Here is a 25,585-nt window from a genome sequence, read left to right as displayed (position 1 = left end):
TTCGAGCCCCCCCACTCCCACCTTCGTCATGCTGAACTTGTTTCAGCATCCATGGCCAGATCTCTCCTTCGACGCCGCGCCCAATGCAAAGGCAGGCCATGGACCCTGAAACAAGTTCAGGGTGACGAGAAAAAGGGAGTCGGCTGAACGCAACCCTGTTGGCAATCGATATAGTCTGTTCGGGGAGGGCTTTGGGTCCGGTCGTCACACATGCCTGAGCGGCTCGGGCACCGCATCGCGCCCGAAAATCTCGGCATAGCGGTCGATCGCGAAGCGGTCGGTCATGCCGGCGATATAGTCGCCGATGTGGCGGACGATCGCCGCATCGCCGTCGGGCAGACGCGAAGCCCAGTCGTCACCCATGCGACACGGGTCGTCGGCATAGGCGGCGAAGAGGTGGCCGACGACCTCCTGCGCCGCCCCGGCCGCCGCGAGCTGCGACGGGTGATGATAGAGATTGGCGTACATGAAGCGCTTGAGGTCGCGTTCCTGTCGCGCGAGGTCGGGCGAAAAACCGCCGAGAGTGCGCCCGGCGGCGCGGACTTCGGCGGAGCTCGCGACCCCGGCGTCGGCGATATTCGCCGCAGTCGTCGCGATCACGTCGTTGACCATCACCCCGATCTGGTCGCGCACCAGTTCGCGCAGCATCCGCTCGCGCGCGGCGCCGGGAAAGCGCCGCTCGACCCCTGCGAAATTGGCGGCGACGAAGGGCTGCGCCATCAGCTGGTCGAGGTCGAGCAGGCCCGCGCGCAGCCCATCGTCGATATCGTGATTGTCATAGGCGATGTCGTCGGCGACCGCCGCGACCTGCGCCTCGAGGCTGGCGTGGCTCGCGAGGTCGAGCGGAAATTCGGCGTCGATGTCGGCGAGCGCCCAGCCGGGATGGCGGACGGGACCATTATGCTTGGCGAGCCCCTCGAGCGTCTCCCACGTCAGGTTGAGGCCGTCGAAGCGCGGATAGGGGCATTCGAGCCGCGCGAGCGTGCGCAGCGTGTGGCCATTATGGTCGAAGCCGCCATGCGTCCGCATCGCGGCCTTCAGCGCATCCTCGCCCGCGTGCCCGAAGGGCGGGTGGCCGATGTCGTGCGCGAGGCAGAGCGCCTCGGTCAGATCCTCGTTGAGCTCGAGCGCGCGCGCGATGCCGCGGCCGATCTGCGCGACCTCGATGCTGTGGGTCAGCCGGACGCGGTAATGATCGCCGTCGGGCGCAACGAACACCTGCGTCTTGTGGCGCAGGCGGCGGAAAGCGATCGAGTGGATGATCCGGTCGCGGTCGCGGTGGAACGCGTCGCGCGGCCCGCGCACGACGCGGCCCGGTTCCTCGTGGCGGCGGCCCCGCGAATGCGCCGGGTCGCTGGCGCAGTTGGGAATCAGCGACATTCAGATCCTCCCTGTCGCGCAGCGATGGGGAGGTGGCAGCCCGAAGGGCTGACGGAGGGGCAACAACGCTCCGTCGCCGCCCCTCCACCACCCGCTACGCGGGCGGTCCCCCTCCCCATGGCTTCGCCACGGGGAGGATTGGTGCTGGTTTCAGCGCCGGTCACTTGACGGGATCGACGGCTTCGCCCGCCTCGCTGTTGAACAGGAAGCCGTCGCCCTCCGCCTTCTTGTAATCGGCGAGCCAGTCCTGCGCCGCCGTGCGGTCCTTGAACGGGCCGACGAGCAGGCGGCGGGTCTGGCCCCATTCGGCGGTCGACCCCGACTTGCCCTTGAACAGCGCGGCATTGCGCTTGGCGAAGCGATTATAATCGAACGCCAACGCCTTGGGGTTCGATCCGGTCGCGATCTGGACCCAGATACGCGCGGGGTTCGCCTTCTTCTTGTCGGCCTCGGCCTTCGCCTTGGCGTCGGCTTCGGCCCTCGCCTTGGCGGCCGCCTCTTCCTTCGCGCGCTTCGCCTCTTCGGCAGCTTCCGCCTTGCGCTTGTCTTCGAGCAGCTTGGCGAGCGTGGCGGCGCCAACGGCATTGTCGGAGGGTGCCATCTCCTCGGGCGGGATTTCGATCGAGCTGACGATATCGGCGAGCGAGGCGAGCGGCGCCGCGGCGGCGGGCGCCGGGGCTGGCGCGGATACGGCTGTGGCCGGCGCGGGCGCAGGGGCCGGCGCGGCCGCGGCGGGCGCCGCGCCGCTTCCCATGTCGGCGATCGAGAAGCCGGGCCCGATGGGCCCCGAATCGCGCCGGATCGCCACCCCGATCGGCGCGGGCTGTGCCGTGGCCGTGCGAACCGGTGGCGTGGGAGCCGGGGTCGGCGCGGGGGGCGGCGAAGCCGCGGCGGGCGGTGACGGCGCGGGTTTGGGCTGAGGCAGCGCCGCCGCCGGGGCGGGCGTGGGTGCCGGCATCGGAGCGGGCGTGCGCCGCACCGCGACGGGCGCTGGCGTCGGCGCCGGGGTCGGCGCGGGCGCGACGGCCGCGGGGCGGCGGCTCGTCGATCCGCGGCGCGCGCCGCTGTCCGGAGTCCGCGGCGTGGCCGAGGCGACCTGCACCGGTTTGCGCGCCGGCCCCAGCTCGCCGGCCGGAAAGCGCCCGAAATGGGCGGCGGCGGCCTGCTGCGCCGGATTGAGACGGTCCATCCGGGTCAGATAGGGCAGGATATTCTGCGCGAGCGCGGCGGGCATCGTCGCGTTGACGATCTCGGTCGCCTCCTTGTCGCGATCGTTCATCGCCAGGATCATCGCGCGCAGCCGCCAAGCGCCGCGATCGGACTGGCGAAGCTGCGGGCCGAGCATCTGGATCGCGCGGTCGGCGTCGCCGCTGATCCCGAGCGACAGCGCGTAGCGCCGCGTCACCTCTTCATTCGGGGCGATCGACAGCGCCATCTGATAATCCCGCTGCGCGGCATCCTGTTGCCCCAAAAGGTCGCGCGCTAGCCCGCGGTCGGCAAGGAACAGTCGCTCGGGGGCGCCGAGCAACTGCGCCTCGCCGAAATAGTCGAGCGCGCGGGTCGGGTTTTCCATATGGACCATCACAGACCCGAGCGCGGCCTTCACCGCGCCGTCGCGCGGCGCCGCCTGTTCGGCGCGGACGAGGAAGCCGAGCGCGGCGCGATAATCCTCGAGGTCGATCGAGGCGCGCCCGGCGTCGAGCAGCGCGCCGGTATCGCTCGCATTGGCGGCGATGCGGCCGAGCGCCGACGACAGCATCGTCCGCGCCGCGGTGCGCCTGTCCATCGCGGCGCGCGTCGCGGCGTCGGGCTGCGCCGCCTGCATCGCCTGCGCCGGGGTGGCGGCGACCGCCGACAGCAACAGCAGCGCGAACGCGCCATGCCGTGCGCGTCGCGGCCTTGCCGTCATTTGCGATCGCCACATGGGCCCATCATCCCGTTTCCGGGCCGCCCGCCGTGTGCGGCCGCCCAAGAGCCCTGTTACTGGTTGTTCTGCCGGCCCAGGAAGCGCGGAATATCGACCCCGTCGTCCTTGTCCTTGTCGTCATCGCCGTCGGGCGATGCCGAGCCGCGCGACAGACGCGACATGCGCTCGAACAGCGTGCCGCCGCCGACGGCGCGCGCCGGCCCCGGTTCGGCGGCTGCGGCCGCGGGCGCCGGCTGATAGGCGGCGACCGGTGCTTCGGGCTCGCCCAGGATGAGTTCGTCGGCGGTGTCGTCGTAGGTCGCCGCGACCTCGGACAGTTCCATCGGCTCTTCCTCGGCCTCGGCCGTCCCATCGGCGTGCGGCGCTTCGGGCTCGGCATGCGCACCGAGCGAGAAGCCCGGCGCCGGGTCGCTGTCTTCCTCGGCTTCGGGCGCCGAAACGACGGGCGTTTCGGACACCGCCGGCTCGATCGTCTCTTCGACGACGGGAGCCGCGGGCGCGGGTGCGGGCGCGGCGGTTCGCGCGGGCGCGAAGGAGAAGCTGCGCGTCGCGGGCGCCGCGGCGGCGGATTCGCCCGTGCCGTCGATGCCGGTCGCGACGACCGAGACGCGGATCTTGCCCTCGAGATTCTCGTTGAAGGCGCTGCCCCAGATGATGTTGGCGTCGGGATCGACGAGTTCGCGGATATGGTTCGCGGCCTCGTCGACTTCCATCAGGCGCATGTCCTCGCCGCCGACGATCGACACGATCACGCCCTTGGCGCCCGCCATCGACACGCCGTCAAGCAGCGGGTTGGCGATCGCCTTTTGCGCCGCTTCGAGCGCCCGGCCATCGCCCTCGGCCTCGCCGGTGCCCATCATCGCCTTGCCCATTTCGCGCATCACGCTGCGCACGTCGGCGAAGTCGAGGTTGATGAGGCCGGGCATGACCATCAGGTCGGTGATGCCGCGCACGCCCTGCTGGAGCACCTCGTCGGCCATGCTGAACGCTTCCTTGAAGGTCGTGTTCGGATTGGCGACGAGGAAGAGATTCTGGTTCGGGATGACAATCAGCGTGTCGACATGGTCCTGCAGCTCGGCGATGCCGGCGTCGGCGGAGCGCATGCGGCGCTGGCCTTCGAAGGTGAAGGGCTTGGTGACGACGCCCACGGTCAGGATGCCGCGGTCGCGCGCCGCCTTGGCGATGACCGGCGCCGCGCCGGTGCCGGTGCCGCCGCCCATGCCGGCCGCGACGAAGCACATGTGCGCGCCGTTGAGCGCCTCTTCGACCTGCGCGATGCTTTCCTCGGCCGCGGCGCGCCCAACCTCGGGCCGCGAACCCGCGCCGAGGCCCTGGGTGATCTGCGTGCCGAGTTGGATGCGGCGCTCGGCCGGCGATGCGTTGAGCGCCTGCGCGTCAGTGTTCGCGACGACGAAATCGACGCCCTCGACGCGGGCGGCGATCATGTTGGCGATGGCATTGCCCCCCGCGCCGCCGACGCCGATGACCGCGATGCGCGGCTTCAATTCATCGACCTGCGGCGGGCCAATATCGATGCTCATCAAACTATCTCCCTGCAGCGGCGAACCTCTGCCGCTTGCCTCACCATGCGACCCAAACGGGCGGTGGTCCCGCCGCCCGGATTCCTGCCACCGCATTGCACTATTGTGACGCTGGAATCACCCAAAAAATTAACCTTTTCGTCGTGCTGCCGTCAAAAGCTGCTTTTCAATGCCGTGACCAGTCGTTGCAGGATCGAAGCGCCCTTGGGGCGATAGATATCCTGCGCCATCGTCGGCAGATCGCGCAGGTCGACCGGGTCGGACGCGGCATAGAGAACCAGACCCGCGAGCGTCGCGAAAGCCGGTCCCGAATGGGCATCGGGCAAGCCGTGCAAGCCGCGCGGTCGCCCGATGCGGGCGGCGCGGCCGAGCGCGCTCTGCGTATAGTCGGCGATGCCCTTGAGGTCGGCGCCGCCGCCGACGAGCACGACCTGGCGGCCGATCGGGCCGACGAAATGGAGGTCCTTCAGCGTCCGGCCGATCTCCCCCATCATCGCGTCGAGGCGCTGGCGGATGACCGAGACGAGCTGGGCGCGGGTGATGCGTGGGGACTCGCTGCCCGCGGGCGCGCCGGGATCGAGTTCGATGATCTCGTTATTGTCGCGCGGGCTCGCCGAGGCCGAGCCGTAGAAGCTTTGCAGCCGCTGCGCCTGGCTTCGCCTGATTCCGAAGGCCGAGGCGATGTCGTCGGTGATGTCGGTCGCGCCGAAGGGCAGCGACACCATTTCGACGAGCATCCCGCCGGCGTAGAGCGACACGGTGGTCACCGCCGCGCCGAGTTCGACGAGCGCAACGCCGAGGTCGCGTTCCTCTTCGGAGAGGCACGCGAGCCCCGCCGCGATCGGCGAGGCGACGACCGCATTGACGTCGAGATGCGCCTGGCGCACCGCCGCCTCCAGGTTCCGCACCGGCGCGCCGTCGGCCATGATGATGTGGATGTCGACGCCAAGACGGTCGGCGTGGAGACCGATCGGGTTCTTGACCCCGGTGAGCCCGTCGAGCGTGTAGAGCGCGGGCTGGGCGTGAAGGATCATCCGCCCCTCGGGATCGATGCCCGCGCGGCCGGCGGCGAGAAGGTCGTCGACATCCTCCTGCTCGATGCGGTGCCCGCCGAGTTCGCTTTCGATCGGCGCGACGTCGCTGACGAGGCCGCCGGCGGAGAAAGCGACCCAGACGTCGTCGATGTTGAGCCCCGCGATCCGCTCGGCCTGTTCGATCGCCTCGCGCACGATATGCTCGGTCTGCTCCATGTCGGCGACATAGCCGCGCTGGACCCCGCGGCTTTCGCGCTGACCGGTGCCGAGGACGTGGAGCTGGCCGTCGGCGGTCTGGCCCGCGATCAGGGCGCAGACCTTCCACGACCCGACATCGAGCGCGGTGATGATCTTCTCGATGCGCGGCGGCGCCATGCTATACGGTTCCTATCCTTCGTTCGCGGTGCTCGCGGCGAGGGCGTCGGCGGCCTCGCGCGCGGCGTCGAGCTTCGCGGGCGCCACCTGGCCCTCGTGCGGCAGGCGTAGCACGAAACGCCCGGGATCGCGCATGTCGAAACGCAATATGCCGCGGCCGAGCAGCCGGTTGGCGCCGTCCATATGCGCGAACTTGGCGAGTGCCGCCTTCGCCTCGGCCTCGCCCTCGGGCAGCGACAGCGTTTCCCCGCTGCGGAAGCGGAGATCCCAGCGGCGGTTGCCGACCCAGGTCGCGCCCGCGAGCAACTCCTTGAGGCTGCTCGCCTCGGCGAGCAGGCGGTCGAGATCCTGCGAGCGCTGGTTCGCCTTTGGTCCGATGACGAGCGGCAGGTCGGGCATCGTCGCGACCGACACCGGTTCGAGCACGACGCCCTTTTCGTCGATCAGCGACAGGCGCCCGCCATTCTGCCAGATCGCCGCCGGGGTGCGCTCGACGATGTCGACGACGAGCGTGTCGGGCAGCCGCCGCGACACGCGCGCGTCCTTGATCCAGCCATATTTCATCAGGTCGTGGCGGACATCCTGAAGGTCGACCGCGGCCATCGAGCGGTCCTTCTGCGCGAGCGCGATATCGTAGACCTTGAGCCGGTCGATCCGTTCGGCGCCGACCACCTCGACCTTCTTGACCTGGAAGCCCGCGCGGCCGACCGCCTGCGCCCATTCCTCCTGCACCTTCTGCGTTACGCCCGTCGCGTGCGCGCCAACCGCGAGGACGCCGGCGAGGCTGAGGCCGATCGTCCAGTTGGCGACGCGCTGGAGCGCCTGCGGGCTGATCGGCAGCGCGTTGATGATCGCGTCGACCCGCGACGTCCTGACCGTCCGGCGCTTCTTCGATCCGCGCGCCGGGCGGCGCGGCGGCGCCTTGGCGCGCTTGATCCGCGTGCTGCTCATAACGCTTCCTCCACGATGCGTTCGACGAGTTCGGCATAGTCCATGCCGATGGCGCGAGCCTGTTCGGGAACGAGGCTCAGCGGGGTCATGCCGGGCTGGGTGTTGACCTCGAGCAGGAAGATGCCGGCGAGGCCGTGCTCGTCGTCCCAGCGGAAGTCGGAGCGCGAGGCGCCCTTGCAGCCGAGCAGGCGGTGCGCCTCGACCGCGAGGCTCTTCATCCGTTCTGCGATCTCCGCCGGCACGTCGGCCGGGCAGACATGCTGGGTGAGCCCTTCGGTATATTTGGCGTCATAGTCGTAGAAGCCCGATTTGACGCGCAGCTCGGTCACCCCGAGCGCCCGATCGCCGAGCACCGCGACGGTGAGCTCGCGTCCCTTGATGAAGGGTTCGGCGAGCAGGCGGTCGAACTCTTGCCACGGGCCGACGGCGCCCCGCGCGATCGGGTTGCCGTAATTGCTGTCGTCCTTGACGATCGCGACCCCGACCGACGAGCCTTCGTTGACGGGCTTGAGGACATAGGGGCGCGGCAAGGGGTCGGCTGAAAACAGGCTTTCGCTGTCGACCATCACCCCCGTTGGCATCGGGATTCCATGCGGCACAAGCGCCTGCTTCGTCAACTCCTTGTCGATCGCGATCACCGAGGTGACGAGCCCGCTGTGAGTGTATTTGAGGCCCATCAGGTCGAGCATCCCCTGCACCGTCCCGTCCTCGCCGGGGACGCCGTGGAGCGCGTTGAACACGATGTCGGGTTTCGCCTCGGCGAGCCGCAGCGCGACGTCGCGGTCCATGTCGATGCGCGTGACCCGGTGCCCGCGCGATTCGAGCGCGTCGGCGATGCCCTTGCCGCTCATCAGCGACACCTCGCGCTCGGCCGACCAGCCGCCCATCAGAACGGCGACATGCCAGGGGCCGCGGGTCATGAATTCATCCTCTGCGTGTAAAGGGGAGGTTGCGCAGCAATAACAGCCTCATCGCAGCCTTCCTCCCACGGAAAAAGGCGCTGTTCAACACCGGGCCATACGAGCTGAAATGCCACGTCCATTGGCCTGCCCAACGCGCGCCCATGCACCCACATCGCCGAACTGAAGTAATCCTCGATATTTTCGCTCAACACCCGGCGAGCAACACAGGGATAGCCTTCGATTAACCCTTCAATGATTTGGCCTTCGAAAAGTTCAAGGCCCTTACGGTACTGAGCTGCCACTTCGTTTATCATGAAATGCATCAGCTCCTTCGACAGCCCGAAGACGATCACGTCAGGCTGACCAATCGAAATCGGCAATCCGGCCGAATAGGAGAACGACTTATGCTCACCCGTTGGGTCAAAAACGTAAGTCACCTGGCAGCCGTGATTTTCGATATTCTGAAGCAGCCTGGCTTCATATTCGGTAAGGGCAGGATCAGCATTCACGTCGCCACTCCCACGCGTTGAATCTCCCATTGCAGTTCGACGCCGCTCTTCGCCTTGACCCGGCGGCGGACTTCCTCGCCCAGCGCCTCAATATCGGCGCTCGTCGCATCGCCGGTGTTGATCAGGAAATTGGTATGCTTCTCGCTGACCTGCGCGCCGCCGACTGCGAAACCGCGGCACCCGGCCTCGTCGACAAGCTGCCACGCCTTGTGCCCCTCGGGGTTCTTGAAGGTCGAGCCGCCGGTTTTCGAGCGCAGCGGCTGCGAGGCTTCGCGACTGGCCGAGATGCGGTCCATTTCGGCCTGGATCGCCTGCGGTTCGCCCCGACGACCGCGGAAGGTCGCACCGATCACGACCGCGCCTTCGGGCAATTCGCTGTGGCGATAGGTGTAGCCGAGATCGGCGAGCGCGAGCGTGCGGCGCTCGCCCGAACGCAGCACCACCTCAGCCTCGACCAATATGTCCTTGACCTCGCTGCCATAGGCGCCGCCGTTCATGCGCACGAAGCCGCCGACGGTGCCGGGGATCGAGCGCAGGAACTCCATCCCCGCGACCCCGGCGTCACGCGCGGTCGAGGAGACGAGGATACCCGACGCGCCGCCACCGCAGCGCAGCGTCGTGGCGTCGAGGGCTTCGACCGTGGCGAACGCCTTGCCGAGCCGGACGACGACGCCCGGAAAGCCGCCGTCGCGGACGATGAGGTTCGAGCCGAGACCGAGCGCCATGACGGGGACGGCGGGGTCGAGGTCGCGCAGGAAATGGGCGAGGTCGTCGGCGTCCTTCGGCTCGAACAGCCAGTCGGCGGGGCCGCCCGACTTGAACCACACAAGCGGGGCGAGCGGGGCTCGGGGGGTGAGCTTACCGCGGACGGTAGGGAGGGTTTGGGTGGTCATCTCGCGCAACCGTCCATTTCTTCGTCACCCTGAACTTGTTTCAGGGTCCATGGCTGGACGTCGAAACTCGCGCCGCGCCAACCGAGAGAGCAGGCCATGGATGCTGAAACAAGTTCAGCATGACGGATGAATGAGAGGCTCACTTCGCCGCCTCCACCGCGCTCGCCAGTCCCGCCGCGACCTTCGTGATATCCCCCGCGCCGAGGCAGATGATCCTGTCGCCCGCGCCGATGGCGCCCGAGCGGATCGCATCGGCGACGGTCGAGGCGAGCGCGGCGGCGTCGGCGACGGTCGAGGCGTGGCGGTGACCGCGGTCGCGCAGGCCCTGGGCGAGCGCGTCCGACGATATGCCCTCGATCGGCGCCTCGCCCGCGGCATAGACGGGGAGCGCGAGGACCATGTCGGCGTCGTTGAACGCCTGCTGGAAGTCGTCCATGTGATCGCGCAGGCGGGTGAAGCGGTGCGGCTGGACGACGGCGACGACGCGCCCCGCCCCTGCCCCTTCGCGCGCGGCGGAGAGGACGGCACGGATTTCGACCGGATGATGGGCGTAATCGTCGATCACGGTGACGACACCGCCTTCGGCAGCGATCTCGCCGACCTTGGTGAAGCGGCGCTTGACCCCGGCGAAGCCGCTGAAGCCCGACGCGATCCTGTCGTCGCTGACCCCCATGTGCAGCGCCACCGCGATCGCGGCGAGCGCGTTCTGGACATTGTGGCGGCCCGACATCGGCAGGTGGATGCCTTGGATCGTCCGGCTATTGCCGTCGCGGTCGCGCACGACGACGTCGAAGCGGTTGCCGTCGGGGCCGGGCGTCACATTGGTGCCGCGCACGTCGGCCTGGGCGGAGAAGCCATAGGTGACGATACGGCGGTCGCGGATGCGCGGGATGATCGCCTGCACCTCGGGATGGTCGAGGCAGAGCATCGCCGCGCCATAGAAGGGCACATTCTCGATGAACTCGACGAAGGCGGCCTTGATCGCGTCGAAGCTGCCATAGTGATCGAGATGCTCGGGATCGATGTTGGTGACGACCGCGATCGTGCCGTCGAGACGCAGGAAGCTGCCGTCGCTCTCGTCGGCCTCGACCACCATCCAGTCGCTGGCGCCGAGGCGCGCGTTCGAGCCGTAATTGTTGATGATGCCGCCGTTGATCACGGTGGGGTCGATCCCGCCCGCGTCGAGCAGCGCGGCGACGAGGCTGGTCGTCGTCGTCTTGCCGTGCGTCCCCGCGATCGCGACGGTCGATTTGAGCCGCATCAGCTCGGCGAGCATCTCGGCGCGGCGGACGATCGGGATGCGGTGCGCGAGCGCGGCCTCGACCTCGGGGTTGCCGCGCTTGACCGCGGTCGAGGTGACGACGACCGCCACGCCCTCGACATTCTCCGCCGCATGGCCGATCGCGACCTTGATCCCGCGCTCCCTGAGGCCCTCGACGACGTAGCTGTCGGCGATGTCGCTGCCCTGCACCTGATAGCCCAGATTGTGCATCACCTCTGCGATGCCCGACATGCCGATGCCGCCGATGCCGATGAAATGGATGACGCCGATGTCGGTCGCGACGCCGCGCATCACTCGGCCTCCCGTCGCGCCGCGGCGATGCCGCTCGCGGCCGATCGCTGCGCGCTGGCGCCGACGCGGATCACGTCCATCAGCGGCGGCGGCACGAAGCTTTCGACGAGGTCGGCGAGATCGCGCGTCGCGTTGGGCAGACCGCAGCTCGCGGCATTGTCCGCCGCCGCCTCGATCGCGCCGGGTTCGAGCGCCATGCGCTGGAGCTGCTTCGCGACATGGGCGGGGGTGAATTCGGCCTGCGCGAAGGATTGCGCGCCGCCCGCCTCGACGAGATCGACGACATTATAGCTTTGGTGGTCGTCCATCGCGTGCGGATAGGGCACGAAGATCGCGGGGCGCCCGGCGCAGGCGAGCTCGGCCACCGTCGAGGCGCCGGCGCGCGCGATGACGAGGTGCGCCCAGCGCAGCCGGTCGGGGAAGTCGGCGATATAGGGCGCGCATTCGGCGGCGACGCCGAGCTCGGCATAGCGCGCGCGCACCGCTTCGATATCGGCCTCGCGCGCCTGCTGGACGATCTGCAGCCGGTCGAGCAGCGCGCGCGGCAGCATCGCGATCGCGGCGGGCACGACCTCGCTGAGCACCGTCGCACCGAGGCTGCCGCCGACAACGAGCAGGCGGAAGATGCCGTCCTCGGGCAGCGGCGGGAAGCCCTCGTCGCGGATCGCGACGATCTCCTCGCGCACCGGATTGCCGGTCAGGTGGCGCTTCATTTCGCATTTGGCGGGGAAGCGGTGGATGTTGCGATAGGCGACCGCGATTCCGTCGACCTGGCGTGCCATCAGCCGGTTGGTGCGGCCGAGCACCGCATTCTGCTCGTGGATCACGCTCGGCGTCTTCGTCGCGCGCGCGGCGAGCAGGCTGGGGAGCGAGGGGTAGCCGCCGAAGCCGACGACGACGGCCGGATCGAAGCTGCGGATCAGCTCGATCGCCTGCCGGCGCCCCTTGCGGATCGCGAGCGCCGCCTTGACCCAGCCGACCGGTCCGCCGGCGACGCGCCCGGCGGGCAGGACATGCGTTTCGAGCTCCGCCGGCGCGCCGGGGATCTTGAGGCCGCGGTCGTCGCTGACCAGCGCGACGCGGTGGCCGCGCGCGATCAATTCGCCCGCCAGCGCGTAGGCGGGCAGCATATGGCCGCCGGTGCCGCCGGCGGCGAGGAGGAAGTGGCGGGTCGCGGTCATTTCGGGGCCGTCATTTCTTGTTCCAGTTGCGGGTCATCGACACGCGCGCCGCATAGGGGTTCCGCCGGGTCAGCGACAAGAGCAAACCCATGCCGATCGACAGCGCGAGCATCGACGAACCGCCATAGCTGATGAACGGCAGCGTCATCCCTTTCGACGGGAAAAGCTGGGTGTTCACCGCCATATTGATCACCGCCTGGCCGCCGAACTGCGCGACGAGGCCGCAGACCGCGAGGATCAGGAAGCTGTCCTCCTCGTCGAGCAGGCGGACGAGCACGCGGACGATGATCGCGAGATAGAGGATGGCGATCGCGATGCAGGCGATGATCCCGAACTCCTCGCCGATCACCGAGAAGATATAGTCGGTATGCGCCTCGGGAAGCTGGAACTTGGCGAGCCCCGCGCCGGGGCCGGTGCCGATCAGCCCGCCGGCGGTGAGCGTCGCGTGCGCCTTGTCGACCTGGAAGCTGTCGCCCTCCGCAAAGAGCCAGATGTTGATGCGCTGCTGCGCGACCGGGTAGAAGAAATAGGCGAGGACCAGCCCGACGAGCCCCGCGACGCCGAGCCCCGCCATGATCCGCATCGACAGGCCGGCGACGAGCACGAGGACGAACCAGGTCGCGGCGAAGATGATCGTCTGGCCGAGGTCGGGCTGGCCCATCAGCAGCACCGCGATCACGCCGGTCAGCACGAAGGACAGCGGCACGACGGGCAGGCTCTGGTCGTGGAGGCGGAGCGAGAGAACCCACGCGAGCGAAACGGCGAAGAAGGGCTTCAGGAACTCCGACGGCTGGAGCCGGAACATGCCGCTGCCGATCCAGCGCTGCGCGCCGTTCACCGACGCGCCGATCAGCGGCACGAGAAAGAGCAGGGCGAGGAAGGTCAGCGTGCCGTAGATGGCGAAGCGGCGCGCCTGCGCCTTGGGCAGCATCGAGATGGCGAGCATCACCGGCACGCCGACGATCACCCACATGAGCTGGCGATAGAAATAATAGAGCGGGTCGAGGCTGGCGGTGGTCGTCGACAGCTTTTGCGCCGCGACCGGCGAAGCGGCGGCGACGGCGACGAGGCCGATCGCGATCAGCATCGAGACGAGCAGCAGCAGCACCCGGTCGATTTCCCAGAACCAGAGGCCGAGCGGGGTGCGGTCGGCGCGGCTGAGGCGCGGCCCGCGGCGCTTGATGCTGCGCGTGGTCGCGATGATCGGCCGTTCGCTTGCCCGGTCCATATCGTTCATCCCCCCGCTCATGCCCCGAGCGCCCTGACGATCGCGCGGAACTGGTCGCCGCGCGCTTCATAATCCTTATACTGGTCGAACGAGGCGCAGGCGGGCGAGAGGAGGACGATGTCCCCCGGTTCGGCAACCGCCGCCGCATGGGCGACCGCGGTCGCGAGGTCGCCGGCGCGGTCGACGGGAAGCGCATCGCCGATCTCCGCGGCGAAACCCTCCATCGCCTCGCCGATCAGATAGGCGCGCTTGACGTGGCCGAACCAGGGGCGGCACGCCTCCAGCCCGTCGCCCTTCGCCTGTCCGCCGGCGATCCAGTGCAAACGCTGGTCCGGCGCCGGCGGAAAGGCCGCCAGCGCCGGTGCAGCGGAAGCCGCGTTGGTCGCCTTGCTGTCGTTGAACCAGCGGACGCCAGCGACTTCGCCGACCAATTCCATTCGGTGCGGGAGCGCGTGATAGGTCGCGAGCCCGCGTTCGATCGCCGCATCATCGAGCCCGAGCACGCGGCACACCGCGATCGCGCACACCGCGTTCTGGGCGTTGTGCGGGCCCTGCAGCGCGGGCCAGCGCGCCTGGTCGGCGGGGTCGACATCCTTTGCCGAGACGCGGAAGAGGCGGTGATTGACGTGGCTCGCGACCATCTTCGAGCGGTCGTCGTCGGTCGCGACGATCGCGACCTGATCGCGGTGCTGAAGGCTGAACAGCCGCGCCTTCGACGCCGCATAGCCCGCGAAATCGTCGTAGCGGTCGAGATGGTCGGGGGTGATGTTGGTGAGCACCGCGACGTCGCAGGCGAGGCTGTGCGCGAGGTCGATCTGGTAGCTCGACAGTTCGAGCACATAGACCCCGCCCTCTGGGAGCGGATCGCGCGCGAGGATCGGCAGGCCGATGTTGCCGCCCATCAGCGCGGGAACCCCTGCGCTTTCGAGCATATGGGTGACGAGCGCGGTCACCGTCGACTTGCCGTTGGTGCCGGTGATGCCGACGACGCGGTGCGGCGGCAGTTCGGCGCGCGCTTCGGCGAACAGCTCGATATCGCCGATCACCGGCACATGCGCCGCGCGCGCATGGGCGGCGATCGGGTGGCGGTTGAGCGGCACTCCGGGCGAGACGACGACGCCCGCGAAACCGATGAGGTCGATCGCGAGCGGATCGCCGATGTCGGCGCCGAGCGCCATCGCCTCGTCGCGCGCCTCCTCGCGCGTGTCCCACGCGGTGACGCCGGCGCCGCTGGCGACCAGCGCCTCGACGGTCGCGAGCCCCGAGCGCGCCAGTCCCAGCACCGCGTAGCGGCGACCGGCAAAGGCGCGCGAGGTGATCACCGCAGTTTCAAGGTCGCGAGCCCCGCGAGCGCGAGGACGATCGAGACGATCCAGAAGCGGATGACCACGGTGGATTCGGGCCAGCCCAATTGCTCGAAGTGATGGTGGATCGGCGCCATGCGAAAGACGCGCTTGCCGGTTCTTTTGTACCAGAAGACCTGGATGATCACCGACAGCGCCTCGACCACGAACAGCCCGCCGACGAGGACGAGCACCAGCTCGTGCTGCGCGGTCACCGCGATCGTCGCGAGCGCGCCGCCCAAGGCAAGGCTGCCGGTATCGCCCATGAAGACGGCGGCGGGGGGCGCGTTGAACCACAGGAAGGCGAGGCAGGCGCCGATGATCGCCGCGGCGAAGATCGCGAGCTCGCCCGCGCCGGGGACGTGCGGGATGCCGAGATAGCCCGCGAACTTCGCGTTGCCCGAGAGATAGACGATGACGAGGAAGGCAAGGCTGGCGATGATCACCGGGAAGGTCGCGAGCCCGTCGAGCCCGTCGGTCAGATTGACCGCATTGCCGAAGCCGACGATCAGCACCATCGCGAAGACATAATAGAGCGGGCCGAGCGGGATATAGGCGTCGCTCAGGAACGGCAGATAGAGGTCGGTGCCGGTGCGCGAGACGATCAGCAGCACCGCGATTCCGGCGATCACGAATTCGAGCAGCAGCCGCACCCGCCCCGGAATCCCGCGGTGGCTGGCCTTGGTCACCTTGTCGAGATCGTCCATGAAGCCGACCGCCGCGAAGCCCCCGGTCACGAAGATGCACGCCCAGACGAAGCGGTTGGAAAGGTCCATCCACAGGAGCGCCGAGATCATCAGCGCGATCAGGATCATCAGCCCGCCCATCGTCGGCGTGCCCTTTTTCGCGAGATGGCTCTGCGGCCCGTCGTCGCGGATCGGCTGGCCCTTCCCCTGCCGCATCCGCAGCATCAGGATGAAGCGCGGGCCGATCCACAGCCCGATGATCAGCGCGGTCGCCACCGCCGCTCCCGAACGGAAGCTCAGATAGCGAATGAGGTTGAGCGCCCCCGGAAAGCCAAGCCATTCCGCCAGCCAATATAGCATCAATAGTCCCCGTTGGTCAGCGCGGTCACGACATGCGACAGGCCGACACTGTTCGATCCCTTGACCAGCACGACATCGCCGGCGCGGATCACGTCTCCCAGCCGCGCGGTGGCGGCCGAGTGGGCGGGCACATGCGCGAAATCGATGCGCCCCTCAAGCGCTTTGGCGAGCGGCGCCATCTCTTCGCCGACAAGCAGGGCGAATTGCACCCCGGCTGCGACGAGCGGAGCGGCCAGGCCGGCGTGATACGCTTCTCCGCCGCTGCCAAGCTCCTTCATGGCGCCGAGAATCGCGACCTTGCGGCCCGCGGATTCGCTGCCGAGCTGGCCGATCGTCGCCGCCATGGAGGCCGGGTTGGCGTTGTAGCTTTCGTCGATCAGCAGGATCGCCCCGCCCTCGACCGCGATCCGGTGCCGCGCGCCGCGCCCCGCGAGCCCCGCCATTTCGGCGAAGGCGAGCCCCGCCGCCGGCAGATCGCCGCCGACCGCCTTGACCGCCGCGAGCACCGCCAGCGCGTTCGACACCCAGTGCGCGCCCGCCTGCGCGATGGTGAAGCAGAGCAGCGCATCCTGAACCTGTGCGGTGACGAGCGATCCCCCCTGCCCGTCGGGCAGCCAGTCGACCGCGCGCACGTCGGCGCCCTCGCCGAGACCAAAGCTGACGACATGCGCCGCGTGCTTCTCCGCCTTGGCGCGCAAGCGTGCATAATGCGGGCTGTCGAAGGGGATGATCGCGGTGCCGCCGGGTTCGAGCCCCTCGAAAATCTCGCCTTTCGCGTCGGCGATCGCTTCTTCGTTGCCGAAATATTCCATGTGCGCGGGCGCGATCGTGGTGACGATGGCGACGTGCGGGCGCACCATCCGGGTCAGCGCGGCGAGCTCGCCGGCGTGGTTCATCCCCATTTCGAATATGCCGAAATCGGCGGTCGAGGGCATGCGCGCGAGGCTCAATGGCACGCCGACATGATTGTTGTAGCTCTTGACCGACCGGTGCGCCTTGCCGGGGCGGAAGCGGTCGAGCGCGGCGAACAGCGCCTCCTTCGTGCCCGTCTTCCCCGCCGATCCGGTGACGCCGATGATCCGGCCATGGCTGCGCGCGCGCGATGCGACGCCGAGCGCGTTCAGCGCCGCGGCGCTGTCGGCGACGCGGACGTGCGGATGGTCGATCGCGGTTTCGCAGACGATGCCCGCCGCGCCCGCCGCGATCGCCTTGTCGATGAACTGGTGGCCGTCGGTCGCCTCGCCCTTCATCGCGACGAACAGGTCGCCCTTCGTCACCTCGCGCGAATCGAAAGCGACGCCCTGCACGGTGAAGTCGGCGCTCGCCGTCCCGCCCATCGCCGCCGCGATGGCGCGCGCGGTCCACAGCGGGGTCATGCCGCGGCCTCGCGCGCGACCGCGACGTCGTCGAAGGGGATGACGCGCATGTCGGCGCCCGCACCGACGATCTGGCCCTGTTCGTGGCCCTTGCCGGCGATGCAGACGATGTCGTCGGCGCGCGCCTCGGCGATCGCGGCGGCGATCGCGGCGCGGCGGTCGCCGATCTCGCGTGCGCCCGGCGCGCCCTCGGCGATGGCTGCGCGGATGACGGCGGGGTCTTCGCCGCGCGGATTGTCGTCGGTGATGATCAGCACATCGGCCTTGGCCGCCGCGACCCGGCCCATTTCGGGGCGCTTGTCCTTGTCGCGGTCGCCGCCCGCCCCGAACACCAGGATCAGCCGCCCGCTCGCGTGCGGGCGCAGCGCGTCGAGCGCCGCCTCTATGGCATCGGGGGTGTGGGCATAGTCGACATAGACGGGCGCGCCTGCGCGGGTGATCGCTGCGCGTTCGAGCCGCCCGCGCACCGGCTGGAGCCGCGCGAGATTGGCGAGCGTCTGCTGGATATCGCCGCCCGTCGCGATGACGAGCCCCGCCGCGACCAGCGCATTCGCCGCTTGGTAGGCGCCGATCAGCGGCAGCGTGACCTTCTGCGCCAGCGGTCCCGCCTGAATCAGCAGCGACTGGCCGAGTTGCGTCGGCTCACACGAGACGAGGCGCAGCGCGCTGCCCTCGCGACCCACGGTCATGATGCGAAGGCCGCGCTGTTCCGCCTCATATTCGGCCGCGGGCGACCACATCATGTCGTCGGCCCAGATCACCGCCGCGCCGTCGGGGTCGACGACTTCACGGAACAGGCGCATCTTGGCGGCCAGATAGGCGTACATGTCGCCATGATAATCGAGATGGTCGTGGCTGAGATTGGTGAAGGCCGCGGCCTTCACCGGCAGTCCCTCGGTGCGATACTGGTCGAGGCCGTGGCTGGAGGCTTCGAACGCCGCATGGGTCACGCCCTCGGCGGCGAGGCCTGACATGTTCGACAGGAAGGTGACGATGTCGGGCGTCGTCAGCCCGGTCGAGGCGCTGTCGTTCGAGGTGGTGATGCCGAGCGTGCCGACCGAGGCGGCATGGAACCCCGCCATCCGCCAGAGCTGGCGCGTCATCTCGACCGTCGAGGTCTTGCCGTTGGTGCCGGTGACCGCGACACAGGTCGCGGGAAAGCGGTGGAAGAAACGTGCCGCGATATGCGCGAAGGCGCGGCGTGGATTGGCGTCGGCGATGTGCACCGCGCCCTCGACCTTCGCCTCGGGCCGCGCGACGACGGCGATCGCCCCCGCTTCGATAGCGGCGGGAATGAAATCCTCGCCGTTGAATTTTTCGCCGACGAAGGCGCCGAAGATCGTTCCGGGCGCGACCTTGCGATGGTCGATGGCGAGGCCGGTGACCACGGGGTCGGCGTCGAGAGGGGCCGGGGTGTCGAGCAGCGCCGCGAGACGCATCAGTCCTCTTTCCCGTTCTTCCACAGCAGCGGCGTCAGTTCGGACACGTCGACGTCGCGGCTTTCGTCGGGGAAGACGCCGAGCATCGGTCCCGCGCGCATCACCACCTGCTTGACCACCGGCGCCGCGGTATAACCCGCGGTGCGCTGACCCGAGCTGAAGGCGTTGCCCTTGGGCTCATCGATCATGACCAGGACCACGTAGCGCGGATTGTCCATCGGGAAGGCCGCCGAAAAGGTCGAGACGAGCGAGTGGCGGCGATAGCCCCCGGCGCCGGGCTTTTCGGCGCTGCCCGTCTTGCCGCCGACGCGGAAGCCCGGCGCGTCGGCGTTGCGGCCGGTGCCGTCCGAGACGATCAGGCGCAGAAGCTGGCGCATCCGCGCGCTGGTCGACGCCTTGAACACGCGGCGGCCCTCCGGCGGCGCCTTGTCGCCCAGCTTGAGCAGGGTCGCGGGGCGCCAGATACCGCCGTTGACGAGCGCGGCATAGGCGCTGGCGAGGTGCAGCGGGGTGACCGCGATGCCGTGGCCGTAGCTCGTCGTCATCGTGGTGACGCGGCCCCAGTCCCTCGGCCACAGCGGGAAGGCGCGCTCCTTGAGTTCGATATGCGGACGCCCATCGAATTCGAGGCTGCGGAACAGTTCTTCCATCTTCTCGCGGCCGAGCTGGTCGCCGATCTGCGCGGTGACGATGTTCGAGCTGTGGATCAGCGTTTCGGGGACGTTGAGCCAGCGGTTCATCATGTGCGAATCGCGGATGCGGAATCCCGCGATCGCCAGCGGCTTTGTCGCGTCGTAGCGCTTCGCCATGCTGGTGACGACGCCATTGTCGATCGCGGCGCCGATCGTCAGCGGCTTGAAAGTCGATCCGAGCTCGTAGAGATTATAGGTCACCGCGTTGCGCCGCGCGGCCATGTTGCCGCCGACCAGCTTGTTGGGATTGTAGGTGGGCAGCGAGGTCATCGCGAGCACTTCGCCGGTGTGGACATCGAGGATGATGCCAGCGCCGCCGATCGCCTCGAGATTGGTGACCGCCGACCCCAGCTCGCTTTCGAGCACGCCCTGGACGCGCGCGTCGATCGACAGCGTCAGCGGCTCGGCGCGGGTCGCCTTGTCGGTCAGCCGGTTTTCGAACGCGCCTTCGACCCCGGTGACGCCCTCGCCGTCGGCGTTGATGAAGCCGAGCACGTGCGCGGCGAGGGTCAGCTGCGGATAGAGGCGCTCCTTTTCGCGCGGGAAATCGAAGCCGATATCGCCGATCGCGTTCACCGCCGCGACCTGATCGGGCAGCGCACGGCGGCGGATATAGGTGGCGCGCGGCCCGGTCAGCTTCGCGAGCAGTTCCTCGCGCGGCATGTCGGGAAAGATGCGGTGGAGCTCGGTCGCCAGATATTGCGGGTCGTTGAGCAGCTTCGACGGCACGACGCGGATCGAATAGCCGTCGATCGTCCGCGCGAGCGGCACGCCGTTGCGATCGACGATATCGGCGCGCGCGGGCACGAAGGCGGTCGAGGCCGAACGATGCCCCGACGCGGTGTCGAACAGCGCGAAAGTGAGGAGCCGCGCCGACACGAGGAAAAAGGCCGCCATGAACAGCAGCATCAGGATCATCAGCCGCTGCTGCGCGGTCAGCAATATCTGCTGCCGCACGCCCGCGGTGCGCACCCTTGCCGGACGGACGACCAGCGTGTTCATCGCGTCTTAGCGCCCTCCCCCGGCTTCCGCCGCCGCGCCGCGTTTCAGCGCCGCGAGGGTCGAATCGGAGAGGAGCTGATCCTCGATCATCCGCAGTTGCTCGTGGCGGCGGCTCGGCGCCATCCGCGGCGCCGTGTCGGAGCGGATGCCGGCGCGGGTGTCGGCCTGCGCGAGCTGGATCGGCTTGGACGCCGCGGGTTTGGACACGGTGGGCTTCGACGCCGCAGGCTTCGGAGCGGGCTTGTCCGCCACGGCGGCAGCCGGCGGCGCCGCCTCGGCGGCGGGCGTGCCGACCGGGCTGACCATCGCCATCAACACCGGCGCAACGTCGTTGGCGCCGCGCGCGCGCGGCAGGCGGTCGAGCGAGGCGAGCTGGCGCTCGCTCGACAGATACTGGTCGGCGGTCGGCGCCGAATAGCCGAAGCTCTCGGCGTTCCACTGTTCGAGCTGGCGCATCGAGGCGCGCACCGCGAGTTCGGATTCGAGGTAGCGGATATTATCGCGCGCGCCGGCGATCTGCTTGTTGATCTGCGCGAGCTCGCTGCGCGTCGCCGCCACCTTGAGCGACACGGGATAGAGCATCATCGCGAAGACCAGAACGAGAAGCACCAGGCCGATTCCCTGGAGCTTGCGAGCCGCCATCAACATGACATCGCCTCCTTTGCCGTCTTGCCGCCCGACCAGGCGGGCGCCGCGGTGCGAACCGCGCTACGCAGCGTCGCCGAGCGGGCGCGCGGGTTACGCGCCTCCTCGGCCTTGCCCGGGCGCACCTTGCGCGCCGGGGTGTCGAAAGTTGCGGCCCGCGCCGGAGGGGCGAGCGCGGGCCGGTGGCGCGACGCGCGGACATCGCCACCGCTGCGTTCGCGCAGGAAAGTCTTCACGATGCGATCCTCGGTGCTGTGGAAGCTGACCACCGCGAGGCGGCCGCCGGGGCGCAGCAGCCGTTCCGCCGCGTCAAGGCCAGCCTTCAGCTCGTCGAGCTCGCCGTTGATGTGGATGCGGATCGCCTGAAAGCTCTTCGTCGCCGGGTCCTTGGGCGCGCCGGGGGGGTGGCGCAGCGCCTTGCGGATCACCGCCGCGAGCTCGCCGGTGCGCGACAGCGGCCGCGCGGCGACGATCGCGCGCGCGACGCGGCGCGACTGGCGCTCGTCGCCATAATGATAGAGGACGTCGGCGATCTCTCCCTCGTCGGCGCGGTTGAGCCAGTCGGCGGCGCTTTCGCCCTCCTGCGCCATGCGCATGTCGAGCGGACCGTCCTTCTGGAAGGAAAAGCCGCGTTCGTCGCGATCGAGCTGCATCGACGATACGCCGATGTCGAAGACGATGCCGTCGACCGCGTCGATACCGCGTTCGCCGAGCAGCCGGTCGATCTCGCCGAAGCGGCCGCGCACCAGCGTCAGCTTGCCGCCCGCTTCTTCGACCAGCGCCTGCCCCTCGGCGATCGCATCGGGATCGCGGTCGCAGGCGACGACGTCGGCTCCCGCCGCGAGCATCGCGCGGGTGTAGCCGCCGGCGCCGAAGGTCGCGTCGACGTGGCGCTCGCCGGGAACGATGGCGAGCGCGGCGATGACCTCTTCGCGAAGCACGGGATCATGGCGGGGGTCGCGGGGAAGCTCGCTCATTTGCGGCCCTTCCCCTTGGTCTCGGCCCAATTGCCGGCGAGGCGCCGGAGCACCGGATCAGCCTCGGCGCAGTCGGCGAGCGTCGGCAGCCACCAGATTTCGAAGCGCCGGCCCGAGCCGACGAAGGCGGTCGCGCCGGCGTCGCCGACGCGGTCGCGCGCGGTGAAATTGGGGAGGAAGCGCCCGCTGTCGTCGAGCGCATAGGCCTCGGTATAGCTGAAGCGCTGCTTGAACGCCTCATCCTCGTCGAAGTCGAGATTGCGCGCGAGCGCGGCGGCGCGGTCGCGCTCGATCTCGTCGGAGAGGCGGTCGTACTGGTCCTGGCCATAGGCGACCAGACAGGGCAGCTTCTCATGGAAACCGACCCAAAGCACGCGCTGACCGTCCGCATTGAGGGGCACATTGTTGCGGAACTGCGAGGGGACGGCGATGCGTCCCTTGCCATCGATCGCGGCGAAGTTGGTGCCCGAGTATCGGCCGGGCGTCACAATCGCCATCGCTGTCGCCCCCGTTCTCGCGCCACCGGGCAATACTTTCCTGACGCCGGAATCACGGGATTCCGAAGCGAAAGACTCAGGCGGAGATTGCCCCTCTCCGATTCCTGCCTATCAACTATGGATCGGGGTGAAAAGGGGAAAATTAGGGTAAATTAGGGAATCTAGCCCCTATTCACCGCAAAAACGCATCGAAATGGGGGGCATACAGGGCCGGTCATCCCCGCGCGCGCCGTGCGAGGAGGTGCAAATCGGGGTGGAATGGGGCGAGGCGGACGCTGCTATTGGGGCATCAACGGGACCGTCATTGCGAGCGGAGCGGAGCAATCTCCAGCTATCGGCACGGCGGGACGATAGCTGGAGACTGCTTGGTCGCCGGCGGCTCCTCGCAATGACGCGGGGAGGTCAGCCCAAAGTCATCATGGCTGGCGCGCGCGGATCCAGAGCGGGTGCAGCAGCGCCCTTTCCGCGCCAGCCCCGCGCAGCCGCGCGTCGAGCCATTCCATCGTGTCGGCGCGGCGCAGATGGTCGGCGCCCGGCACCGCCGGCCGCCACAGCGGCGCGAAGAGCAGGTCGGCGTCGCCGACCAGCCACGCCTCGCCCGCGCCGATCCTGCACTGCGCGACGCGGCCGCCGGCGAAGGCGGCGCAGGTCGGGGGAAGCCGCTCGAAGCGCCCGGCGCTGAACAGCCGGAGCCGCGCGCCACCGACGTCATAGGCCCGCGCCGCCGTCTCGCCGACCGGCGCGGCGCCGAGCGTGATGCCCCAATGGTCGAGCAGCGGCGTGAGCAGGCTGGTCACCGGCGGATTGCGCGGATCGCCGAGCGGTCGCTCGACCGGCCAGCCCGACAGCGCGTCGGCAAGGATCACCGCCCGCCCGCCGCCGCGCACGAAGGCGTCGACCGCAATGAGGTCGCGCGGCGCGAGGGCGCGCGGATGCGCGAGGAGCAAGGTGCCGCCGGGCGGCGGAACATGGTCGGCGAGGCTATCGACGAGCCGCACCGGCCCCGCCGCCTCGATCCGCGCAAGCGCGGGATCCTCCTGCGCGCCCGCGGCGATCATCGTGGTCAGATCATCCCCGGACCAGCGCAGCGGGAGGCCGGTGAGCATCGTCACGACGGGCGCGTCGGTCGATGGCGCGGGCGCGCGATAGAGGCGCGCGAGCAGGGCATGCCCCACGACGAACCAGGCGGCGAGTACGACCGCCGCGACCGCGACACGCAGCGCACGCGCCCAGGTCCGCCGCTGAACGAGCGCGTCGGACAGCCAGCCGGCCGCGGCGCCGACGACCAGCACAAGCGCGATCTGCCCCCACCCCGCGCGGCCCGCCAGCAGCCAGGCGAACAACCCCTGCCCCACGGCAACGGCGAGCAGTGTTGCGAGGATCGCGCGCTGCCGCGCCGCGCGCGGCTCGCCCCGCTGCCACCAGCCGAGCGCGAGCATGGGCAAGAGAAGCAGCGGCAGCGCCAGCGCCGGATCGACGCGGCCGAGCGGGCGCTGGCCGCCGGCGAACCACGCCAGCAGGAGAAGCAGCGCCGCGATGCCGAGCGGACGCAGGCGTGCGATCACCTTTTGGCTTGATTGGCTTGGCGCGCGCGCTGCAATTCGGGGTCGGGCTGGAGGTCGGGCACGGTCGGCGCCGCCTGCGGCACCTTCACCGCCACCGCCTCATTCTCGTCCTTCGACACTGGCTGGACGCCCAGTTCCTCGAGCGGGGCGCTCGGCGTCTTGGAAGGATCGCCCGGCATCTTGACCTGGGTTTCCGCCGGCGCCTCGGCCGCCGCTTTTTCGCGCGCCCGCTCGCCGATCAGTCCGGCGAGGCCGACGAGCAGCAGCACGGTCAGCAATCCGGCGACACCGATCTGAAGCCGCCGCATCGTATCGTGGACGGGAGGCGCCGCGGCAACCACCGTGCCCGCCGCCGCCGTTTCGATCAAGCCATCGGTCGTCCGTTTCACGCGATGTCCTCCGCCAGCCCTTTGCTCGCCAGCCATTCGGGATTGTAGAGCGTCGAGAGATAGCGAAACCCGCTGTCGCACAAGATGGTTGCAATGCGCTTGCCCGGACCGAGCTGGCGCGCGAGCGCCATCGCGCCCGCGACGTTGATCCCTGACGACAGGCCGAGGCACAGCCCCTCCTCGTCGAGCAACTGGCGCACGACCGCCAGCCCCTCGGCGTCGGAGATGCGGAACTGGGTGTCGATCGGCGCGCCTTCGAGGTTGGCGGTGATGCGGTTCTGACCGATTCCCTCGGCCACGCTCGACCCTTCGGGCTTCAGTTCGCCGCACTGGTAATAATTATAGAGGCCGGCGCCGTGCGGGTCGGTCAGCGCGACGGTGATCTTTTCGTCCTTCGCTTTCAGCCCCAGCCCGGTTCCCGCGATGGTGCCGCCGGTCCCCGCGGCGCAGGTGAAGCCGTCGATCCGCCCGTCCATCTGCTCCCAGATTTCCTCGGCGGTGCCGAAGATGTGCGATTTGCGGTTGGCGATATTGTCGAACTGGTTGGCCCAGATCGCATTGTCGGTTTCCTCGGCGATGCGGCGCGAGGTGTGGACGAAATGGCCGGGGTTGGCGAAGGGCGCGGGCGGCACGAGCACCAGCTCGGCCCCGAGGGCGCGGATCGTCGCCATCTTCTCGGCGCTCTGGTTGTCGGGCATGACGATGATCGTCTTGTAGCCGAGCGCATTGCCCACGAGCGCGAGGCCGATGCCGGTGTTGCCCGCCGTCCCCTCGACGATCGTGCCGCCGGGGCGCAGGCTGCCGTTCCCCTCGGCATCGCGGACGATGTAGAGCGCGGCGCGATCCTTCACCGATCCGCCGGGGTTGGCATATTCGCACTTGCCCCAGATTTCGCAGCCGGTCGCTTCGCTCGGCCCCCTGAGCAGCACCAGCGGCGTGTTGCCGATCAGCTCCAGGCTGTTTTCCGCAATGATCATGCCCCTGATCTAAGGCTGCGCACCGGGCATCGCAAGACAGCTTCGCTTGCCGCGGCCAAGCCCTGTCTTTGTCGACCAACGGGGCACCAGCGCCGACCAACGCCCGCCCCGGCCTCGGCGCGAGGCTTGCTTTTGTAACAGTA

The 25,585-nt window shown here is 69.1% G+C and carries 22 protein-coding genes; all 22 read right to left on the bottom strand.

The window, feature by feature from the left end; genetic code table 11:
• Positions 1 to 204: 204 nt before the first annotated feature.
• The 22 genes from CD928_RS07385 to CD928_RS07280 all read right to left on the bottom strand — a co-directional run bounded on the left by CD928_RS07385 (position 205) and on the right by CD928_RS07280 (position 25,442).
• Positions 205 to 1,380 (bottom strand): deoxyguanosinetriphosphate triphosphohydrolase, encoded by a 1,176-nt coding sequence (locus tag CD928_RS07385; protein WP_095386467.1) that lies wholly within the window; start codon positions 1,378 to 1,380, stop codon positions 205 to 207.
• Between the two features lie 160 nt (positions 1,381 to 1,540).
• The gene (locus tag CD928_RS07380; protein ID WP_255247074.1) at positions 1,541 to 3,289 is read right to left on the bottom strand and encodes a tetratricopeptide repeat protein; all 1,749 of its coding nucleotides are present in this window, start codon (positions 3,287 to 3,289) and stop codon (positions 1,541 to 1,543) included.
• 71 nt (positions 3,290 to 3,360) lie between these two features.
• A complete protein-coding gene (gene ftsZ / locus CD928_RS07375; RefSeq protein ID WP_095386465.1) occupies positions 3,361 to 4,848 on the bottom strand; it encodes a cell division protein FtsZ in 1,488 nt (495 codons plus the stop codon).
• A 152-nt stretch (positions 4,849 to 5,000) separates the two neighbouring features.
• Positions 5,001 to 6,257, bottom strand: coding sequence for a cell division protein FtsA (gene ftsA / locus CD928_RS07370; RefSeq protein ID WP_095386464.1), 1,257 nt, complete (start codon positions 6,255 to 6,257; stop codon positions 5,001 to 5,003).
• A gap of 12 nt (positions 6,258 to 6,269) precedes the next feature.
• A complete protein-coding gene (locus CD928_RS07365) occupies positions 6,270 to 7,208 on the bottom strand; it encodes a cell division protein FtsQ/DivIB (RefSeq protein WP_095386463.1) in 939 nt (312 codons plus the stop codon).
• Positions 7,205 to 8,128, bottom strand: a complete 924-nt coding sequence (locus CD928_RS07360; RefSeq protein WP_095386462.1) for a D-alanine--D-alanine ligase — start codon at positions 8,126 to 8,128, stop codon at positions 7,205 to 7,207. The genes CD928_RS07365 and CD928_RS07360 overlap by 4 nt, the downstream gene beginning before the upstream one ends.
• Positions 8,125 to 8,619 (bottom strand): DUF4262 domain-containing protein, encoded by a 495-nt coding sequence (locus tag CD928_RS07355; RefSeq protein WP_176473496.1) that lies wholly within the window; start codon positions 8,617 to 8,619, stop codon positions 8,125 to 8,127. The genes CD928_RS07360 and CD928_RS07355 overlap by 4 nt, the downstream gene beginning before the upstream one ends.
• The gene (gene murB / locus CD928_RS07350; protein WP_095386520.1) at positions 8,616 to 9,512 is read right to left on the bottom strand and encodes a UDP-N-acetylmuramate dehydrogenase; all 897 of its coding nucleotides are present in this window, start codon (positions 9,510 to 9,512) and stop codon (positions 8,616 to 8,618) included. The genes CD928_RS07355 and murB overlap by 4 nt, the downstream gene beginning before the upstream one ends.
• Before the next feature lie 139 nt (positions 9,513 to 9,651).
• Positions 9,652 to 11,085, bottom strand: a complete 1,434-nt coding sequence (gene murC, locus CD928_RS07345) for a UDP-N-acetylmuramate--L-alanine ligase (RefSeq protein ID WP_095386460.1) — start codon at positions 11,083 to 11,085, stop codon at positions 9,652 to 9,654.
• Positions 11,085 to 12,266 (bottom strand): undecaprenyldiphospho-muramoylpentapeptide beta-N-acetylglucosaminyltransferase, encoded by a 1,182-nt coding sequence (gene murG, locus CD928_RS07340; protein WP_095386459.1) that lies wholly within the window; start codon positions 12,264 to 12,266, stop codon positions 11,085 to 11,087. The genes murC and murG overlap by 1 nt, the downstream gene beginning before the upstream one ends.
• A gap of 10 nt (positions 12,267 to 12,276) precedes the next feature.
• Positions 12,277 to 13,515 (bottom strand): FtsW/RodA/SpoVE family cell cycle protein, encoded by a 1,239-nt coding sequence (locus tag CD928_RS07335; protein WP_095386458.1) that lies wholly within the window; start codon positions 13,513 to 13,515, stop codon positions 12,277 to 12,279.
• A complete protein-coding gene (murD, locus tag CD928_RS07330; RefSeq protein WP_095386457.1) occupies positions 13,512 to 14,816 on the bottom strand; it encodes a UDP-N-acetylmuramoyl-L-alanine--D-glutamate ligase in 1,305 nt (434 codons plus the stop codon). Before murD ends, CD928_RS07335 begins: the two co-directional genes overlap by 4 nt.
• Entirely contained in the window at positions 14,813 to 15,883 is a 1,071-nt protein-coding gene (gene mraY, locus CD928_RS07325; RefSeq protein ID WP_095386456.1) for a phospho-N-acetylmuramoyl-pentapeptide-transferase, read from the bottom strand. The genes murD and mraY overlap by 4 nt, the downstream gene beginning before the upstream one ends.
• A complete protein-coding gene (gene murF / locus CD928_RS07320; protein WP_095386455.1) occupies positions 15,883 to 17,259 on the bottom strand; it encodes a UDP-N-acetylmuramoyl-tripeptide--D-alanyl-D-alanine ligase in 1,377 nt (458 codons plus the stop codon). The genes mraY and murF overlap by 1 nt, the downstream gene beginning before the upstream one ends.
• Positions 17,256 to 18,698 carry a UDP-N-acetylmuramoyl-L-alanyl-D-glutamate--2,6-diaminopimelate ligase gene (locus tag CD928_RS07315; RefSeq protein ID WP_095386454.1) on the bottom strand — a complete coding sequence of 481 codons (1,443 nt, stop codon included), beginning with the start codon at positions 18,696 to 18,698 and terminating at the stop codon, positions 17,256 to 17,258. The genes murF and CD928_RS07315 overlap by 4 nt, the downstream gene beginning before the upstream one ends.
• Entirely contained in the window at positions 18,698 to 20,392 is a 1,695-nt protein-coding gene (locus tag CD928_RS07310) for a penicillin-binding protein 2 (RefSeq protein WP_095386453.1), read from the bottom strand. The genes CD928_RS07315 and CD928_RS07310 overlap by 1 nt, the downstream gene beginning before the upstream one ends.
• Positions 20,393 to 20,398: 6 nt before the next feature.
• Positions 20,399 to 21,040: a hypothetical protein gene (locus tag CD928_RS07305; RefSeq protein ID WP_176473495.1), complete on the bottom strand. Its 642-nt coding sequence runs from the start codon at positions 21,038 to 21,040 to the stop codon at positions 20,399 to 20,401.
• On the bottom strand, positions 21,034 to 22,014 hold the full coding sequence (gene rsmH, locus CD928_RS07300) for a 16S rRNA (cytosine(1402)-N(4))-methyltransferase RsmH (protein WP_095386451.1): 981 nt from the start codon (positions 22,012 to 22,014) through the stop codon (positions 21,034 to 21,036). Before rsmH ends, CD928_RS07305 begins: the two co-directional genes overlap by 7 nt.
• A complete protein-coding gene (locus CD928_RS07295; RefSeq protein ID WP_095386450.1) occupies positions 22,011 to 22,511 on the bottom strand; it encodes a division/cell wall cluster transcriptional repressor MraZ in 501 nt (166 codons plus the stop codon). Before CD928_RS07295 ends, rsmH begins: the two co-directional genes overlap by 4 nt.
• A 416-nt stretch (positions 22,512 to 22,927) precedes the next feature.
• Complete coding sequence (locus CD928_RS07290) at positions 22,928 to 24,076, bottom strand: hypothetical protein (RefSeq protein ID WP_095386449.1); 1,149 nt, start codon at positions 24,074 to 24,076, stop codon at positions 22,928 to 22,930.
• Positions 24,073 to 24,465, bottom strand: a complete 393-nt coding sequence (locus CD928_RS07285) for a hypothetical protein (protein ID WP_095386448.1) — start codon at positions 24,463 to 24,465, stop codon at positions 24,073 to 24,075. The genes CD928_RS07290 and CD928_RS07285 overlap by 4 nt, the downstream gene beginning before the upstream one ends.
• Positions 24,462 to 25,442 carry a cysteine synthase A gene (locus CD928_RS07280; RefSeq protein ID WP_095386447.1) on the bottom strand — a complete coding sequence of 327 codons (981 nt, stop codon included), beginning with the start codon at positions 25,440 to 25,442 and terminating at the stop codon, positions 24,462 to 24,464. The genes CD928_RS07285 and CD928_RS07280 overlap by 4 nt, the downstream gene beginning before the upstream one ends.
• Positions 25,443 to 25,585 lie beyond the last annotated feature (143 nt).

The organism is Sphingopyxis sp. GW247-27LB, assembly GCF_002277025.1.
GTDB lineage: Bacteria > Pseudomonadota > Alphaproteobacteria > Sphingomonadales > Sphingomonadaceae > Sphingopyxis.
The sequence above is the reverse complement of the archived record's forward strand: the minus strand, read 5'-3'. Positions and strand labels throughout refer to the sequence as shown.

Excerpts from the sequence above, each read along its gene's own strand:
- CD928_RS07385 (WP_095386467.1), bottom strand. The coding sequence starts at position 1,380 with ATGTCGCTGATTCCCAACTGCGCCAGCGACCCGGCGCATTCGCGGGGC.
- CD928_RS07380 (WP_255247074.1), bottom strand. The coding sequence starts at position 3,289 with ATGACGGCAAGGCCGCGACGCGCACGGCATGGCGCGTTCGCGCTGCTG.
- ftsZ (WP_095386465.1), bottom strand. The coding sequence starts at position 4,848 with ATGAGCATCGATATTGGCCCGCCGCAGGTCGATGAATTGAAGCCGCGC.
- ftsA (WP_095386464.1), bottom strand. The coding sequence starts at position 6,257 with ATGGCGCCGCCGCGCATCGAGAAGATCATCACCGCGCTCGATGTCGGG.
- CD928_RS07365 (WP_095386463.1), bottom strand. The coding sequence starts at position 7,208 with ATGAGCAGCACGCGGATCAAGCGCGCCAAGGCGCCGCCGCGCCGCCCG.
- CD928_RS07360 (WP_095386462.1), bottom strand. The coding sequence starts at position 8,128 with ATGACCCGCGGCCCCTGGCATGTCGCCGTTCTGATGGGCGGCTGGTCG.
- murB (WP_095386520.1), bottom strand. The coding sequence starts at position 9,512 with ATGACCACCCAAACCCTCCCTACCGTCCGCGGTAAGCTCACCCCCCGA.
- murC (WP_095386460.1), bottom strand. The coding sequence starts at position 11,085 with ATGCGCGGCGTCGCGACCGACATCGGCGTCATCCATTTCATCGGCATC.
- murG (WP_095386459.1), bottom strand. The coding sequence starts at position 12,266 with ATGACCGCGACCCGCCACTTCCTCCTCGCCGCCGGCGGCACCGGCGGC.
- CD928_RS07335 (WP_095386458.1), bottom strand. The coding sequence starts at position 13,515 with ATGAGCGGGGGGATGAACGATATGGACCGGGCAAGCGAACGGCCGATC.
- mraY (WP_095386456.1), bottom strand. The coding sequence starts at position 15,883 with ATGCTATATTGGCTGGCGGAATGGCTTGGCTTTCCGGGGGCGCTCAAC.
- murF (WP_095386455.1), bottom strand. The coding sequence starts at position 17,259 with ATGACCCCGCTGTGGACCGCGCGCGCCATCGCGGCGGCGATGGGCGGG.
- CD928_RS07315 (WP_095386454.1), bottom strand. The coding sequence starts at position 18,698 with ATGCGTCTCGCGGCGCTGCTCGACACCCCGGCCCCTCTCGACGCCGAC.
- CD928_RS07310 (WP_095386453.1), bottom strand. The coding sequence starts at position 20,392 with ATGAACACGCTGGTCGTCCGTCCGGCAAGGGTGCGCACCGCGGGCGTG.
- CD928_RS07305 (WP_176473495.1), bottom strand. The coding sequence starts at position 21,040 with ATGTTGATGGCGGCTCGCAAGCTCCAGGGAATCGGCCTGGTGCTTCTC.
- rsmH (WP_095386451.1), bottom strand. The coding sequence starts at position 22,014 with ATGAGCGAGCTTCCCCGCGACCCCCGCCATGATCCCGTGCTTCGCGAA.
- CD928_RS07295 (WP_095386450.1), bottom strand. The coding sequence starts at position 22,511 with ATGGCGATTGTGACGCCCGGCCGATACTCGGGCACCAACTTCGCCGCG.
- CD928_RS07280 (WP_095386447.1), bottom strand. The coding sequence starts at position 25,442 with ATGATCATTGCGGAAAACAGCCTGGAGCTGATCGGCAACACGCCGCTG.